At 49.5% G+C, this 16291-nt stretch carries 17 protein-coding genes; 9 read left to right on the forward strand and 8 right to left on the reverse strand.

The features are described from left to right. Nucleotides 1–16: 16 nt before the first annotated feature. From G3I67_RS12750 to G3I67_RS12775, 6 genes are all read right to left on the reverse strand, one after another. On the reverse strand, nt 17–1639 hold the full coding sequence (locus G3I67_RS12750; RefSeq protein WP_163655912.1) for a carboxyl transferase domain-containing protein: 1623 nt from the start codon (nt 1637–1639) through the stop codon (nt 17–19). Between the two features lie 17 nt (nt 1640–1656). Then, nucleotides 1657–2838: an isovaleryl-CoA dehydrogenase gene (locus G3I67_RS12755; RefSeq protein WP_163655913.1), complete on the reverse strand. Its 1182-nt coding sequence runs from the start codon at nt 2836–2838 to the stop codon at nt 1657–1659. A 12-nt stretch (nt 2839–2850) separates the two neighbouring features. After that, nucleotides 2851–3291: a PaaI family thioesterase gene (locus tag G3I67_RS12760; RefSeq protein ID WP_163655914.1), complete on the reverse strand. Its 441-nt coding sequence runs from the start codon at nt 3289–3291 to the stop codon at nt 2851–2853. Between the two features lie 129 nt (nt 3292–3420). After that, the gene (locus G3I67_RS12765; protein WP_163655915.1) at nt 3421–3846 is read right to left on the reverse strand and encodes a MerR family transcriptional regulator; all 426 of its coding nucleotides are present in this window, start codon (nt 3844–3846) and stop codon (nt 3421–3423) included. An 87-nt stretch (nt 3847–3933) separates the two neighbouring features. Continuing rightward, complete coding sequence (locus tag G3I67_RS12770) at nt 3934–5286, reverse strand: MFS transporter (RefSeq protein WP_203583656.1); 1353 nt, start codon at nt 5284–5286, stop codon at nt 3934–3936. A 10-nt stretch (nt 5287–5296) separates the two neighbouring features. After that, nucleotides 5297–6064 (reverse strand): IclR family transcriptional regulator, encoded by a 768-nt coding sequence (locus G3I67_RS12775; RefSeq protein WP_163655916.1) that lies wholly within the window; start codon nt 6062–6064, stop codon nt 5297–5299. 88 nt (nt 6065–6152) lie between these two features. Here G3I67_RS12775 and G3I67_RS12780 point away from each other — a divergent pair, with 88 nt between their 5' ends. The 4 genes from G3I67_RS12780 (at nt 6153) to G3I67_RS12795 (ending at nt 9150) form a co-directional block, all read left to right on the forward strand. Then, nucleotides 6153–7301, forward strand: a complete 1149-nt coding sequence (locus G3I67_RS12780) for an acyl-CoA dehydrogenase family protein (RefSeq protein WP_163655917.1) — start codon at nt 6153–6155, stop codon at nt 7299–7301. Beyond that, nucleotides 7298–7702, forward strand: coding sequence for a hypothetical protein (locus G3I67_RS12785; protein WP_163655918.1), 405 nt, complete (start codon nt 7298–7300; stop codon nt 7700–7702). The genes G3I67_RS12780 and G3I67_RS12785 overlap by 4 nt, the downstream gene beginning before the upstream one ends. 9 nt (nt 7703–7711) lie before the next feature. Then, on the forward strand, nt 7712–8113 hold the full coding sequence (locus tag G3I67_RS12790) for a MaoC family dehydratase (RefSeq protein WP_163655919.1): 402 nt from the start codon (nt 7712–7714) through the stop codon (nt 8111–8113). A gap of 65 nt (nt 8114–8178) precedes the next feature. Continuing rightward, the gene (locus G3I67_RS12795) at nt 8179–9150 is read left to right on the forward strand and encodes a Bug family tripartite tricarboxylate transporter substrate binding protein (protein WP_163655920.1); all 972 of its coding nucleotides are present in this window, start codon (nt 8179–8181) and stop codon (nt 9148–9150) included. Nucleotides 9151–9205: 55 nt separating this feature from the next. On the opposite strand, the gene G3I67_RS12800 is transcribed toward G3I67_RS12795, so the two are convergent. Continuing rightward, nucleotides 9206–10117: a LysR substrate-binding domain-containing protein gene (locus G3I67_RS12800; protein WP_163655921.1), complete on the reverse strand. Its 912-nt coding sequence runs from the start codon at nt 10115–10117 to the stop codon at nt 9206–9208. Nucleotides 10118–10242: 125 nt separating this feature from the next. Between G3I67_RS12800 and G3I67_RS12805 the strand changes: the two genes are divergently transcribed. The 5 genes from G3I67_RS12805 (at nt 10243) to G3I67_RS12825 (ending at nt 15348) form a co-directional block, all read left to right on the forward strand. Further along, nucleotides 10243–11457 carry an aminotransferase-like domain-containing protein gene (locus G3I67_RS12805; protein WP_163655922.1) on the forward strand — a complete coding sequence of 405 codons (1215 nt, stop codon included), beginning with the start codon at nt 10243–10245 and terminating at the stop codon, nt 11455–11457. Beyond that, a complete protein-coding gene (locus G3I67_RS12810) occupies nt 11454–12995 on the forward strand; it encodes an acetolactate synthase large subunit (RefSeq protein ID WP_163655923.1) in 1542 nt (513 codons plus the stop codon). Before G3I67_RS12805 ends, G3I67_RS12810 begins: the two co-directional genes overlap by 4 nt. A 156-nt stretch (nt 12996–13151) precedes the next feature. Further along, nucleotides 13152–13943 carry an ABC transporter substrate-binding protein gene (locus tag G3I67_RS12815; RefSeq protein WP_163655976.1) on the forward strand — a complete coding sequence of 264 codons (792 nt, stop codon included), beginning with the start codon at nt 13152–13154 and terminating at the stop codon, nt 13941–13943. Between the two features lie 20 nt (nt 13944–13963). Continuing rightward, nucleotides 13964–14653, forward strand: coding sequence for an amino acid ABC transporter permease (locus G3I67_RS12820; RefSeq protein WP_163655924.1), 690 nt, complete (start codon nt 13964–13966; stop codon nt 14651–14653). Then, a complete protein-coding gene (locus G3I67_RS12825; RefSeq protein WP_163655925.1) occupies nt 14650–15348 on the forward strand; it encodes an amino acid ABC transporter permease in 699 nt (232 codons plus the stop codon). The genes G3I67_RS12820 and G3I67_RS12825 overlap by 4 nt, the downstream gene beginning before the upstream one ends. Here the strand turns inward: G3I67_RS12825 and G3I67_RS12830 are convergent. Then, the gene (locus G3I67_RS12830) at nt 15310–16230 is read right to left on the reverse strand and encodes a LysR substrate-binding domain-containing protein (protein ID WP_163655926.1); all 921 of its coding nucleotides are present in this window, start codon (nt 16228–16230) and stop codon (nt 15310–15312) included. The two genes, G3I67_RS12825 and G3I67_RS12830, sit on opposite strands and share 39 nt — an antisense overlap. Nucleotides 16231–16291: the final 61 nt, after the last annotated feature.

Here is a 16291-nt window from a genome sequence, read left to right on the forward strand (position 1 = left end):
TTGTTTGGCTAGTCAATTACATCCTGAACAAGCCGAATTTGGTTTCAGGTATCGGTGCATTCAAACTTGCCGAAATCGCCAAACTCAAAATTCTTCTCGTATCCTTCGGATCAATGACCCCATCATCCCAAAGTCGAGCGCTAGCGTAATAAGGATGTCCTTGTGTCTCGTACTGATTTCTGATCGGCGCCTTGAATTCAGTCTCTTCCTGCTCACTCCAGGTGCCTCCCTTGCTTTCAATTCCATCGCGGCGTATGGTTGCTAAAACACTAGCAGCTTGTTCCCCACCCATAACGGAAATGCGCGCATTGGGCCACATCCACAACATGCGCGGGCTGTAGCCTCTTCCGCACATCCCATAATTTCCGGCGCCGAAAGAACCGCCAATAATGACTGTAAATTTGGGCACTTGCGCAGTGGCTACCGCAGTCACCATCTTGGCGCCGTTTCTTGCGATACCTTCATTTTCATACTTGCGGCCCACCATGAAGCCTGTGATGTTTTGCAGAAAAATGAGAGGAATCTTTCTCTGGCAGCACAGCTCGATAAAGTGGGCTCCTTTCAATGCACTTTCGGAAAATAGAATCCCGTTATTTGCGATGATGCCAACTGGATAGCCGTCTAAATGGGCAAATCCAGTCACTAACGTAGTCCCAAAGCGTGCTTTAAATTCATCAAAGTCCGACCCGTCAACTAAGCGTGCGATCACTTCCCTGACATCGTAGGGCTTACGCGTATCGCTAGGAATCACGCCATACAACTCGTCTGGGCTGTATAGCGGTTCAACAGAAGGCAAACGGACTAAGGGTTCGGGCTTCTTGCGATTAAGCTTAGCGATCACATTGCGCGCGATTCCCAAAGCATGCGCATCATTTTGCGCAAAATGATCAGCCACGCCAGAAAGTCGGGTATGCACATCAGCGCCGCCCAAATCTTCTGCGCTCACGACTTCACCTGTCGCAGCTTTCACGAGTGGGGGCCCCGCCAGAAAGATTGTGCCTTGTTCTTTCACGATGATGCTTTCATCGCTCATCGCTGGAACATATGCACCGCCGGCAGTGCATGATCCCATGACAACGGCGATCTGAGGAATGCCTTTTGCGGACATATTTGCTTGATTGTAAAAAATCCGGCCAAAATGGTCCCTATCCGCAAAAACCTCATCTTGATTGGGCAGATTCGCCCCGCCCGAATCTACAAGATAAACGCAAGGCAAATGATTTTGATCGGCGATTTCTTGCGCACGCAGATGCTTTTTAACTGTCATCGGAAAATAAGTACCTCCCTTGACAGTCGCATCATTACAGACAATGACACACTCTTGTCCTGCGATCGATCCTATTCCGGTAATTAATCCCGCTCCTGGTGCGGCATCTTCGCCGTTTTTCTCAGGATACATTCCGTACGCCGCCAACTGGGAAAATTCAAGAAACGGCGTACCCGGATCAAGCAGCAACTGTACGCGATCATGCGGCAACAGCTTGGATCGATCGGTGTGTTTCTTGCGTGCAAGTTCTCCACCACCTTGCGCAATTTTTTCGATCTTGCTTCTCAGATCATCCACCAACGTCTGCATTAATTGAGTATTGGCAATGAATTCCGGACTGCGGCTATTCAATTTAGTCTCAAGTTTCGGCATTTCTCTCGCCTTCCTAACTAAATGGTTTCCGAAAACAATTCCCGGCCGATCAACATCCGACGAATCTCGGATGTGCCTGCACCGATTTCATACAGCTTGGCATCGCGCCACAGCCGTCCAACCGGATATTCATTCGTATAGCCATTGCCGCCAAAAATCTGGATTGCTTCACCAGCCATCCAGGTTGCTTTCTCTGCCGTGTAGAGAATGACGCCTGCTGCATCCTTGCGAACCTGACGAGCGTGTTCGCTGCCCAGCGCGTCCAACTGCCTGCCCACTGCATAACAATAGGCTCGGCACGCTTGCAAAGTGGTATACATATCGGCAACCTTGCCTTGTATCAACTGGAATTCACCGATGGACTGACCAAATTGCTTGCGGTCATGAATATAAGGGACGACCGCATCCATACAAGCCTGCATGATTCCTAGCGGGCCAGCCGCAAGCACCGCGCGCTCATAATCCAAACCACTCATTAAAACCTTCACACCGCCATTTAACGCACCGAGGATATTTTCGGCAGGAACCTTGACGTTATCGAATAACAATTCGCCCGTATGCGACCCGCGCATGCCGAGTTTGTCCAATTTTTGCGCTACAGAAAATCCAGGCATACCCTTTTCGACGATGAACGCTGTGATTCCTCTGGCGCCGGCATCGGGCTCTGTCTTCGCATAGACCACAAGGACATCGCAGTCAGGACCGTTGGTGATCCACATTTTTGTGCCATTGAGAACATAATGGCCATCTTTATATGCGGCGCTAAGCTTCATGCTCACCACATCCGATCCGGCATTAGGCTCACTCATCGCCAATGCGCCGATATACTCGCCGGAAACCAGTTTTGGCAAATACTTTTGCTTTTGCGCAGCGGTGCCATTGCGATGAATTTGATTCACGCAAAGATTCGAATGCGCACCGTAAGATAATCCAACAGATGCAGAAGCCCGCGATATTTCTTCCATGGCGATCATGTGTGCCAGGTAGCCCATGTCGGCCCCACCGTATTGCTCGGCAACTGTTATGCCGAGCACTCCGATGTCACCCATTTTTTTCCACTGTTCCATCGGAAACTGATCGGTGCGGTCGATTTCGCCAGCAAGCGGAGCAATTTCAGCTTGAGCGTACGCGCTGACCGCATCGCGTAATGAATCGATGTTTTCGCCCAGATAAAAATTAATTCCCGGAATATTGCTCATACATCCTCCTATTCACTTATGCCCTAGATTTTTAACAACACACATAGTCATGAGCATCGTGGCGCATAACTTGCGGTTTCCATTTTTTTCTATAAACACATCACCCTGACAAACAATCAATGTACGACCTGGCTTAATCACCTTGCCGATTGCAATCAAACGATCTCCGTCAGCCGGTGCAAGAAAGTTCATTTTGAATTCCGCCGTCAGCGCCGCATCACCCTGCGCAACCACGCTAATGGCGGCATAGCCACAAGCGGTATCCGCCAGAGAGCCGATTGTTCCGCCGTGAAAGAATTGATGCTGTTGTGACACCGCCTCCGTAAACGGCATGGAAATGATTGTCTTCCCATATTCGACGCTATCAAGTTCAGCACCAAAGGTCCTCATCAACCCTTGTTTTGCAAAACTTGCTTCTATTTCCGCTTTTTGCGAGATGGATAACTCACTCATCTGAAGCTCCAGTGAATAGATGCATTCAATTTACTTTACGTTAACGTAAACGTCAATTAAGTTTTTCAATAAAAATCAGTGAGTTAAAACTAAAATAAACTATGCAAACAAGTAATACAGGAATGTAATTCAGCCAGCTTTTTTATCGGCCAGCAGCTTTTTGCACTGCATCTCATGTGAAGACAACTCGTCTAGAAGAACCTTCAAATCCTCCATTTGTTGCTCCAAAGCGTGCCGATGCTTGGCAAGTGTTTCAATAAAACGTTCAAGCTGCAGAATTGAACCGCCTGGCTTGTTATAAAGATTTATATCAAGGATTTCTTTGATTTCAGCAAGCGAAAACCCTAAACGCTTGCCTCGCAAAATGAGTTTGAGGCGAGTCCGATCCGAGCCGGAATACATTCTGACCTGTGAGTTTTTGCCTACCCTTTCTGGCGCGAGCAAGCCTTGATCTTCATAAAATCGGATCGCTCGATGCGTCACATCAAATTCCGTCGCGAGATCAGCAATCGTGAATTTGGAGCTGTTTTTCTTTTTTGTGCTGTCAGCTGGCATAGGTAGTTTGATAGGAATAGTGAACCTTAAGATCTGCCCTGTCCTTACGAGTTTAATGCACTCGAGAGAAATCATCTGTAATTGGCTTCACCGCAATCGAAGCGCACTGAAAATTGTTCCGAATGCAGCGCTTCCCACACCAATCCAGAGTGCCACCTCTGCGCCCTGCTGGTTCCAGATATAAAAGCACTGGGCAACAATCGCAGCTCCAGCTGTCTGTCCCATCAGCCTTGATATCGCAATAATTCCGCTTGCCCCACCACTGCGGTGTGCCGGTGCGTTGCCCATAATCGATTTCATGTTGGGGGCCTGGAACAAGCAAAAGCCGATCCCGCAGATCACAAGACGCATCACCATTGCAATGTGACTCGATTCACTTGATATTGTTGCAAGTGAAATCATTCCCAGACACAACAACAATAGTCCAATCGTGCATAGAACACCTGCAGACAATTTGTCGCTTAGAGGTGTCACGACAATCGCCATGGCAATCACAGCAATCGGCCAACTTGCAAGCAAAAATCCTGTAGTCACAAGCGGAATGTTCAACGTATTTTGCAAAAAGAAAGGCAGCGAAATCAATGCCAGGGACTGCGTCATGAAAGCACAGATCGAAGTAGCCGATGACAGCCCGATCAAGGGTATTTTCAATAGATCCAGCGCAAGCATGGGCGCGGGGTGCCCTCTTTGAACGCGCAGCAATCCGATCAGGGATAAAAGAGACACTGCGATAGCAATCAGCGTTAGCATATCCCCGAAACCATTCTTCAACGAACAGAATGCATAGACAAAACTGCCGAGGAATACTAAACAAAGTAGCGCGGCGGATTGATCGAACGCATGCTGTTTGCCACTCAGAATCGGCAAAAATCGACGCGACAGAAAAAATGCAGTCAATCCGATCGGAACATTCAATAAGAAAAGCCAATGCCAGTTGCTTGCCAACAGTATTGCGGATGCCAGCGGTGGTCCGAGCGTAAATCCTATTGCGACAACAAGTGCATTCAGGCTTAATCCTTTACCAAGCAATTCGATGGGATAAATATGCCGGATAAATGCGGCAGTGACACTCATGACCGCCGCCGCGCCGATTCCTTGCAGCGTACGTCCTACAACCAGCCAGGCAAAGGATTGCGCAACACCCGAGATGAGGGATGCAAATATAAAGAGTGTCAAACCACCTAGATAGATGCGACGGTAACCTAAAGCATCTCCAAGTGACGCAAACGGCAGCAACACGGCAATCATTGCGATCTGATACGCGTTGGCGACCCAAATGATAGAGGCATCGGTTGTTTGCAGCTCCCGTGCAATTTGTGGCAGTGCAATATTACTGATCGTTGTATCAAGCGAGACGAGCACCGAGGCGCTCATAAGTGCCAGCATCGCCAAACGGGGGTATTGCGACACCTCGGAAGCACGCGAATTTTGGTTAACCATTTCTTGAAACTTAAACCGGAATAATTTGATCTGATCGCGATTTGATAAATCGCCCGAGTTCAGCGACCGTCGCACTATCAAGTTGGGCACTAAAGCCAACGGCGCTAATCGCGACGACTGGCTCACGACGACCATTCATCACTAAAGATGAAACGGTTGTGACACCTTTGACGTGATGCCCCACATCCGTCGCGTACCCATTGTGGCGGGCCTTATCGATTTCTTTTAGATAACTTTCGAAAGTCGGAGGACTTTCCCATCGTATCGCTTGAAATTTCCGCTTCACTTCTTCACGTGTCAACTCTGAAACAGCAATAAAACAACGTCCCATCGCTGCCACATACATCGGCAATCTCTGTCCGATCGACATATGAACGCGAATTGTTGAGTCGCTATTCGCAAGGTCAAGCAGGACGACCCTTTCATTTTGGACACGCTGCCATAGCGTTGCAGTCACTCCGAATCGATCAGCGATCTCCTGCAAATACGGTCGGACCAACTGTACGTAGGAATTACGTTCCAATGCCCCTTTCGCCAATTCGATCAATCCGATACCGATCGAATATGCTTTTGTTGTCTCGTCGAAATTGATTAGACCTTCATGCACAAGCGTCTTGAGCAAATTGAAACAGGTGCTGGGATTAAGCTTCAAATCCTTTGCAACTTTAGTGACCCCGACCGGATCGTTTACTTGTGCCAGATATCGCAAAATAGCCAGACCACTCATTAAAGCGCCCACAGGCTTTTCAGGTAATAGACTAGTCTTTGAAGTTGACATATCAGTTGTTGACAAGCAGTACGCTCGGAAATAATATTTTCTTAGAAGAATATCATTCTCTATGTAGAATAACAACCAAGAGGCTGAAATGTCGTTGTCTTTTGAATTTTCCAGCGAACACGTGGCCGTGCGCGACGTGGTCAAGCGTTTATGTCAAGAAGAACTCTCCCCGCTAGTCAGACAGGCTGAAGAGTCCGAATCGTTTCCAAAGCATGTCTTCAAGCTCTGGGGTGAACAAGGCTTGCTTGGTGTACGGTACCCGACAGATGTTGGCGGCAGTGGCATGGACAAAATTTCTGACTGTATTGTCAGGGAGGAGCTGAGTTATCTGAGTCAAGCCTTTGCCACAACATGGTCGGCTCATACACATCTCGGAATCTGGCCAATCTGGAAAATTGGAACACCCGAACAAAAAGAAAAATATTTCAAGCCTGCCCTCAAGGGAGAAAAAATTGCGGGATTCGCACTGAGCGAACCCGATGGCGGATCAAACGTGAGAGCTCTTAAGACAAGAGCCGAGCGCGTGCCGGGCGGTTGGAAAATTACCGGAAGCAAGCTTTACATCACTAATGCACCCTATGCGGACTTTTTGATGCTTGCAGCCAGAACAAAATCCGAATTCACTGCGGATGCGATCAGCTTGTTCATCGTCGAATTGCCAAATCCGGGGTTCGACATTCATAAACTACAAAAGGAAGCGATCAAAGCATCCGAAACGGGCCTGATTCACATAGACGAAGCTTTCGTTCCTGAGGAAGCACTACTCGGAAACATTGAGGGCACCTATCCAATCATTCTGGAGTGCCTGAGCGAAAACCGGGTAGGCGTAGCTGCCAATGCGCTAGGAATGGCACGCGCGGCATTTGACGCAGCGCATCGTTACGCAAGCGAACGAACAGTCGCAAATAAGCGTATTGGTGACTATCAAGCAATCGCACACAAACTTGCCGACATGTCTGCGCAAATTGAAGCCGTTAAATGGATGGTCTACTACGGTGCCTGGTGTGTCGATCAAGGCAAGCTGGACTCTGCAACCGCAGCCAGAGTCAAGTTGATGGCTAGCGAAACCGCGGTTTCCGTCAGCGAGCAAGCTATCCGAATTCACGGTGGAGCCGGCATCATGCGCGAATATCCGGTCGGGCGAATCCACCGTGATTCTCTGGTCTATGTCATCGGTGAAGGCACAAGTGAAGTCCAACGCAATCTTATTGCCCGCGGGCTAGGATTCAAGCCATGAAAAAACCAATCTTGTATGCAGACCTGACACCAAACACGGTAATAGGTGAACACATTGACCTATACACCAAAGAGATGTCAGATAAATGGCAATCCATATTCAAATCTTCAATCAATGATCGTCAGGTTCATGCGTCTGAAAATGCAAGTATTGCAATCGTTCTAGCCATGCGGGCGATGTTGACGGTGGTTGCACCCAGGCCACCCGGCAACGTACATGCGAGACAGCAATTCAAAAATCACGCACTACCCAAATTAAATGAAACTATCCATAGCGTAGTGAAATGCCTGAACAAGGAAATCAAAAGAGATCGTCGCTATGTCGATTTTGAAGTGATTGGCACCAATCCTGCAGGCAATCTGATATACGAGGCTCGAATGAGTCTGATCTGGGCTGCGTAAGGAAACGACATGAATCAACTTCCTCAAACTCTACAGAGCGCAAACTTGGCAATCGATCAAAACGTGATTGCAGCTTATGCCGATCTGACCAATGACTTCAACCCGATTCATCTGGATCCACTGTTTGCTGCTAAAACGCCGATGGGAGGAGTCATCGCACACGGAACCATGTCTATTGGCTTGATCTGGCAAGCGCTGGAAAAAAGCCTTGGAGCCGACTTACTTTCCGATATCCGACTGGATATCCGATTTATCAAACCAGTGCGACTGGGAGACAACCTGATCGCGGGTGGAAGACTAAAAGAGTCTACAGAGGAAAGAGAAGCACTTGCATACGAAGTCTTTGTACGAGATGAGCGCAATTCTGAAGACAAGATTATCGGAACGGCAACAATTGAAAAGTCAGCATAAAAATGACTTAAACATGAACTAACCGAGCATATTCGGTTCGAATAAAAAAGACGAGGACGACAAGCATGTACGAATTCCTGAAAAAATCTGCATTGGCAATAGGGTTGGCGACCCTATGTTTTAACGCGATATCCCAAGGATTACCTTCAGACAAAACGATTCGAATCATTGTGCCGTATGTCGCGGGTGGTACATCCGATATTCTGGGGAGAATGCTCGCTCAAAACCTAAGTGATCGGCTCGGAAAAACAGTGATCGTCGAAAACAAAGCAGGTGCAGGAGGCTCAATCGGCACCGAGGCGACTGTTCGTGCTACGCCTGACGGCACGACCATTCTGTTACATAGCGGCGCGATCGCCACCGAACCTGCCCTTAAAAAATCCCTACCCTACGATGTTGAAAAGGATCTCGTTGCGGTGACCACGGCAGTGAAAGGTCCATTTGCACTTTTAGTCAGCAATGAGACCCCCGCTCAAAATGTTAAGGAATTAATTGCCTACGCCAAGGCTAACCCTGCCAAACTGAACTTTGGCACCCCGGGGATCGGGACATCTGTACATCTGGCAAGCGAACAGTTCAAAGTCGCTGCCGGCATCGATATCAACCATATTCCCTATAAGGGCGCAAGCGCGGCCCTACAGGCTCTCTTAGGTAATGAGGTGCAGATCGTCGTCGATCCACTGGCAACAGCCAAGCAATTGGCTCAGTCGGGCAAGGTGCGGGCCCTAGCGGTCACAACCGTTAAACGATCGGAACTCTGGCCTGAAATGTCGACCGTATCCGCACAAGCTTTGCCTGGATTCGACAGCTCAGTCTGGTACGGACTATATGTACCGGCCAAAACTTCGCCACAGGTCGTGAAACAACTCAATGAAGCATTTGTCGAGATTTTGAAATCTCCCAAAATGGTGCAATGGCTGAGTGAAAAAGGTTTGGAACCAGTGGCGGACACCCCGGCTCAAGCTAAAAAATGGCTAACGGATGACATCGCCGAATGGAAAAAAGTTGTCAAGGCAGCGGATATTGAACAGCAGTGATAGCCATCGATCGGTATGACGATTATTGGCTATTTAGTCGCATTTGATTTCACAACTAATTCGGTTTTTCGTTTCCGAATTTTTGTGCCTGTTCAAGTATCCATTCCCTGAATGCCTCAAGCGGGGCACTATGGCGCATATTGTTGGGATAAACAAGATAGTAAGAATCATCTGCGGGAATGGATATTTCATGGGCCCGAACAAGCCCGTCCCTCCATGCCTGCTCGGGGACAAGAAACCCCGGGACCAAAGCTATTCCCAATCCTGATTGTGCTGCACGCACCAGCATAGAGTGCAACTCGAACCCGAAGCTTTGTACTGGTGTAGAGTTTGATGGTATCCCGGCGGCTGCAAACCATTGTTTCCATGACTCCGGCCGCGTGGTCGAATATAGAAGTGGAAACTTGAGCACATCGGCCGTTTTTTTGATGGAAGTTCCAATTAAATCAGCCCTGGCAACGAGAATCATTTCCTCTCTGAAAAGAAAATCGGATGTCGCCCTTGGCCAGATGGGTTTGCCGTGATGGATGGCCGCCTCGAAATGCTCCTCCTCAAATGAAAAGGGATTGGTTTTGACACCCATGTTCACTTTCATTTTAGGGTGTTGCTCATAAAACCCGGGCAATCGCGGAATCAACCATTCTGTCGCAAACGTGGGAAGGACGGCCAATTCAAGGCTTCCCTCTCCGCTTCCATGCGCCGCAATCGAAATCGTATTGCGTTCAAGCGTACGGAGAATATCCCGCACCTGCTCGCTGTATAGACTACCCGCCTTTGTGAGCATGACGCGCTGCTTGACTCGCACGAACAATTGAATTTGAAGACTAGACTCAAGACCGTTGATTTGACGGGAAATCGCGCTTTCAGTCAGACACAGCTCACGCGCTGCGTGTGTAAAGCTTTCATGTCTTGCAGCAGCCTCGAAGGCAATCAGTGCGGACATCGAAGGAAGTCGTGCCAAGGGCATGTTGATTCCTAAAAGTCATCATGTCGTAATTTTATATCGCTTTACGCCATCTACGAGAATCGTAAAAATGAAACACCTTGACCAAGCGGTCGCCTTACCCTATTTTGCGATGAAAGGGGATATTCGTGTATAGATTTTCGAACGTATTTGCCAATCCGCAGGGGTCACCCATTCGTGCGCTATTCAAGTATCTAAGCGAACCTGGCATGATTTCATTTGCCGGCGGATACCCCAACCCGGACTTATTCGACACCGACGGCCTAAAGGAGGCTTCCGAGCGTGCCTTTGTAAATAGCCGTTCATGCCTGCAATATGGGAATACGGACGGAACACCACAATTCAAATCCGAGATCATTCGTTTGATGCATGACCGCGGAATCGAGACCAAGCCCGAAAACATTGTCGTGACAACCGGCTCTCAACAAGGTTTTGATCTGACGCTACGTGTACTGATCAATGCCGGGGATCGCATCCTGATTGAACAACCGACATATTCATCAAACATACAAGCCGCTCGTACTTATCAGACCCGCATCGACCCCATTCCGGTCCTGGAAGACGGACTCGATATCGATGTGCTGGAAAAAATACTGAAAAACGCAAGCGAAAAAGGGGACCGCCCCAAACTACTTTATACAATTCCGACCTTTGGCAATCCTTCCGGCGTGACCATGCCGGTCGAGCACCGCTTGCGCCTACTCGAACTGGCCGTGCGCTATCAATTGATTATTGTCGAAGACGCGCCGTATAGCGATCTACGCTTTTCCGGCCCTCCCGTTCCGTCACTGGCCGCGCTTGCGCAACAAATCCCGAACGCGAGCGACTGGGTGATTCATCTTGCCAGCCTATCTAAAATCGTCGCCCCCGGAATGCGTATGGGATGGATCATCGCCCCGAGCGAAATTGCTTCACGCTGCTCGGTCGCCAAGCAGAGCGCTGATGTAGGATGCTCGCCCTGGATGCAAGGAATTGCCGCTGAATATCTGGCTGGCGGCCGACTTGAGGGACATATCAAGAAAATTCAGGCAGCATATGGAGAAAAATGTCGGGCGATGGCGGCCGGACTGCGCGCAGAACTCGGCGACGCAGTCTCCTTTAACGAACCGAATGGTGGTATGTTCATCTGGGCCCGATTGAACGATGGATTCAAAGCGACGGATCTTCTTGAAGAGTCGATTCCTCGTAAAGTCATGTTTGTCCCAGGCGCCGGTTTTCAGATCAGTGATCCGGACTTATCCGCATTTCGCCTTTCTTTTGCCATGCCTAATTTAGAAGAAGTAAAAGAAGGCGTGATCAGATTGGGGGATGCAATGAAATCTTTAAGGAGCAAGAAAAAATGAATGGAGCGCAAAGTCTCGTTAAAACACTACTGGCTGCAGGTGTCGACACCTGCTTCGCCAATCCCGGCACCAGCGAAATGCACTTCGTTGCTGCATTGGATCAGATTCCTGGGATGAAATGCGTTCTAGGCCTACAAGAAAACATTGTGACCGGGATGGCTGACGGCTATAACAGGATCGCGGGCAAACCCGCGTGCACATTACTGCACTGTGGTCCCGGTTTGGCCAATGGCATGGCAAACATTCACAATGCGCGACGGGCACAAAGCGCGATGATTAACGTCATCGGGGATCAGGCTACTTACCACCGCCCATTCGACGCTCCTTTGACTGCTGACACTGAAGGCATGGCGCGTACCGTATCGCACTGGGTTCAAACCAGCACAAAATCAGCTGACGTGGGTCAAGATGCGGCTAGAGCAGTTCGTGAGGCCAAGACTTTTCCGGGACGAATCGCTTCACTGATCCTGCCGGCTGACGCATCATGGAGCGAAGGAGGCGTGGTGGCAGCACCTTTGACGCCACCAGCTCCTCCTGTTGTGGACAATCACGCAGTAGATCAAGCTGCACGCATATTGCGAAACAATAAAAATGTTCTGATCTTGCTCGGCGGACAAGCTGTATTCACGCAAGCTCAAAAACTGGCTTTGCGCGTTGCCAGTGCGACTGGGGCAAAACTGATGGCCGATTATGTCATCGGACACGTTCAACGTGGTCGTGGACGCCTCCAGTTGGAGCGCCCTCCTTACAACATGGAAGCCGCGATTAAAGCGCTTGCACCCTACGAGCACATCATTCTGGTCAATGCAAAAGAGCCCGTTGGATTCTTCGGATACCCCGGACTGCCTTCGATCCAATATTCGTCCAGCGCGCAATTGCACACTCTCTCGCGTCAGGATCAGGATCCAATTCAAGCGCTGCAGGCTCTGGTGAAGGCTCTGAATGCACCTGAGGTCGAAATACCGGATCCCGGCCCACGCCCTGAAGCCGCGTCCGGAAAGCCGACGCCCGAGGGACTCGCTCAGACCGTGGCGGCTCTGATGCCGGACAATTCAATCATCTCTGATGAAAGCGTGTCATTTGGTCGCGGCTTTTATCCATTTACCCATGCATCTCCTGCGCATGACTGGTTGCATCTGGCTGGTGGAGCGATTGGTGATGGCTTACCTGTTGCCACTGGCGCTGCGATTGGCGCCGGAAAACAACGTCGCGTAATTAGCCTGCAGGCTGATGGTTCGGCCATGTATTCGGTTCAATCATTATGGACGCAAGCTCGCGAAAAACTTCCGATCACGACCATTATCCTGAACAATAGCAAATACAACATCCTGATCGGTGAGTATAAGAACGTCGGGGCTGTTCCCGGGGAAACGGCAATGAGCATGCTGGATCTCGGCAATCCAAATCTGAACTGGGTCAAGCTGGCCAATGGCATGGGCGTGGAAGCTGCAAGAGCAACCACTCTCGAAGAATGCGCCGAACTCATGAAAACCAGTTTCAAATCAGCATCACCCTTCTTGATTGATCTCGTGATTTAAGGCAAATATCAAGTTCGGAGTACCTGTTTACAAGCATTTTGAAGCCAAAACTGGCAACAAGCTTGTCAAACAGGTATTCTACCGTCCGGTATCCATGCAAAAAACAAATCCGGAGAAATCATGAATCATCTGAAATCGATATTTCAAACGGCGCTGATGGTAGGCGGCTTGCTCCTCACCGCGCATGCGAGCGCAGATCAATTGGCAGACATGAAAGCACGCGGCACGCTTGTTTGCGGCACGTTAACCACAACCGAACCGCTTGGATTCCAGGATCCACAAACACGCCAAATCGTTGGCTTCGATGTCGATATGTGCAACGCGATCGCCAAGCGACTCGGATTGAAGATGGAACACAAGGGATTATCGGTTGAAGCCCGTATTCCTGAACTCAGTCTTGGCCGCGTCGATCTGGTGTCCGCAGCGCTGGGCTACACGAAAGAACGCGCGCAACAGGTTGACTTCACAGCTTCGCACTACCAAGTGCCGATTCGCGTCATGGTCAAAAAAGCATCGAACATAAATAACTTTGCCCAACTCGAAGGCAAGCGTGTCAGCGCAGTGAAAAGCGCGACAACCGAAATCTTTGCTCGTCGCGGCTTACCCAAAACAGAAATCGTTTCATTTCAGGACGGTCCCGCAGCCTTTTTGGCATTCATGCAAGGCAAAGTTGATGGATTCTCGACATCCGAAACAGCCGGCATGCGTTACTTAGCCGAAACGCAGGGTCAGGGTGCGTACATCAACGACAGTCTTGCCTGGGAACCTACTGCTTTGGGTGTTAAGAAGAACGAACCTGCTTTGCTAGCCGCTGTTAATAACGCGCTTGAGGGCATGGAAAAAGACGGCGAAATCGATGCGATCTGGAACAAATGGTACGGCCCTAACACCAAGTTCGCATTTAAGCGCGAGAAAAAATTGACGCCAATCCAAACGTTTGCTCAGTGAGTCGTTAAGCAATCGTTTTAATGAAATCATTACTGCTTTCCAATCCTGACTACACGACATTACTGTTGCATGGCCTGGGCCTGACAGTTCAATTGTTTTGTGTCAGTTGGATCGCAGCGATGATGCTGGCCTGCTTACTGGCCAGCTTGCGTTTATCACCCGTACGCTGGGTTCAAATGGTCGTCGGACTGTTTGTTGCCTATCACCGCAATGTACCCGGACTTGTTCAAATATTTGTCTGGTACTTCGGCGTGCCTCAGTTGTTACCGATGCCATGGCAAGATTGGCTCAATCGACACAACGGCGAGTTTATTCTTTCGTGCATCGCACTGAGCCTTTATGCCGCAGCCTACATGTCCGAGGACATCCGTAGTGGCTTTAGGTCGATTTCGCCAGGTCAAACCCAAGCCGCCCGCGCTCTAGGTTTGTCGGGCTATCAAACCATGCTTTACGTGCTTTTGCCACAAGCATTGAGAATGACAGTCGCCCCTCTGGTCAATCAAAGCCTTTCCCTGTTTAAAGCAACCAGTCTTGCGATGACGATTGGCGTTGCGGAGTTGATGCATGCCGCCCGCCGAATAGAGAATGAAACCTATCGCACCTTCGACGCTTTTCTGATTGTCTCGATTTGTTATCTTGCCGGATCCTGGTTATTGATGGGCATTGGCTGGTGGGTTACCCGTCGCCAAGCGATCAAGGCGGCATCATGATAGAGATTCTCGAACGCTACGGCTTAATACTGCTGATTGGTCAGTACCCCCTTGGTCCGATTGGCGGGTTGACCATGACGCTGATCCTGGCCGCTTCTACGCTCATACTGACACTGCCCTTGGCGATCTTGATAGGAATCGCCAGAACAAGTCCATTGCACTGGCTTTCAAATCTTGCAGCCATCTATGTCAATACGATTCGCGGCCTTCCCCTGTTGCTCGTAATTTTCTGGGCATATTTCGCCGTTCCCTTGCTAGCCGGCAAAGGAATTAGTCCTTTCACCACAATGCTATGTGCACTGGTCGCTTACGAAACTGCGTATCTGGGCGAAGTGGTTCGAGCAGGCATAACAGCCCTGCCGAAAGGACAAACGGAGGCGTCCAAAGCGTTAGGCCTGTCCTATTGGGCAATGATGCAAAAAGTTATCTTGCCGCAAGCGTTATTCAACATGATTCCAAGCATACTGAATCAATTCGTTGTCGTAGTTAAAAACACGTCTCTCGCCTACATCATCGGTGTCGATGAGTTAACCAACGCGGCATATCAGATCAATGGCCAGCTGCTCACCAAACCTTTTGAGGTTTATGCTTTGCTGGCAATCACATATTTCTGCGTATGCGCACTCCTGACGGCCGGAGTGGATCGGATCACGAAATCACTTCGTACTGTCGGATCCCGTCATTCGGTTGTATGAAATCAGCATGGATGCAAACGCCTGTGCACCGGGAGTAAGCGGTGCCGCGCTACGCTGCACCAGACATATGTCCGACTCGGGGATGCTTTGCGAAACCTCAATGGACGACAACTTATGCTCGAATCCACTTTGTTCGAGAACATATTGCGGACCAAGAAACAGATAGTCGCTATTTGAAACAAGATTCAATGTATCCAGCAATGACTCGACCGAAACCGCAATAGTCGGTTTTTGTAATCCATTTTGAACAAACCAATCGCCCAAACGATTCGATGGCGTTCCCTCCTGATCAAGCCTTCCGGTATTGACCCACTCGGAGCCGACCAAATCCCTGATGGATGTCTTTGCCTCTAGTCGATGCCCTTTTCTGCACAGAATTTTCGGCGAGGATCCCGTCAATCGCACGCTCGACAAATCAGTCATGTCGCTATGTCGAGTGATCAGGGTAACAACAAAATCAAGCTTACCCTCCCGCAATGCGGACAGTAGCAAGGAAGATGGCCCGCTTGCGATATGCATGCTTAACATCGGATGCGCAACACGCAATTGACCGACACTACTGAGCATCAGTCTGGCGAATGCTTCAGATGAAGCACCTACATTGATTTTGCCGGAAACCGCTCCCCTTAATGCAATGACGTCCTGTTCGGCCCTCGCGCACTCGCTCAAAATAATTCTGGCTCGCGCCAGTAGCGTCGTGGCATAGCTTGTCAACACGATTCCACTACTTGCTCGAACAAAAAGCGTGGTGCCGATGGTTTGCTCCAGTCGCTTTATTTGCTTGGTCAAACCACTTTGAGCCACTCCCAGCGTGCGGGCAGCCGAACGGATACTACCGTTTTCAACTACGGCAACAAAGGCTTTCAACTGATCAAGAGTCATAGGGTTAATACCGAGAACTTATGGCGATCATGATGGCATATGTTGCATCTTACGTCATGTA

Source organism: Sheuella amnicola (assembly GCF_010499255.1).
GTDB classification, from domain to species: domain Bacteria; phylum Pseudomonadota; class Gammaproteobacteria; order Burkholderiales; family Burkholderiaceae_B; genus Zwartia; species Zwartia amnicola.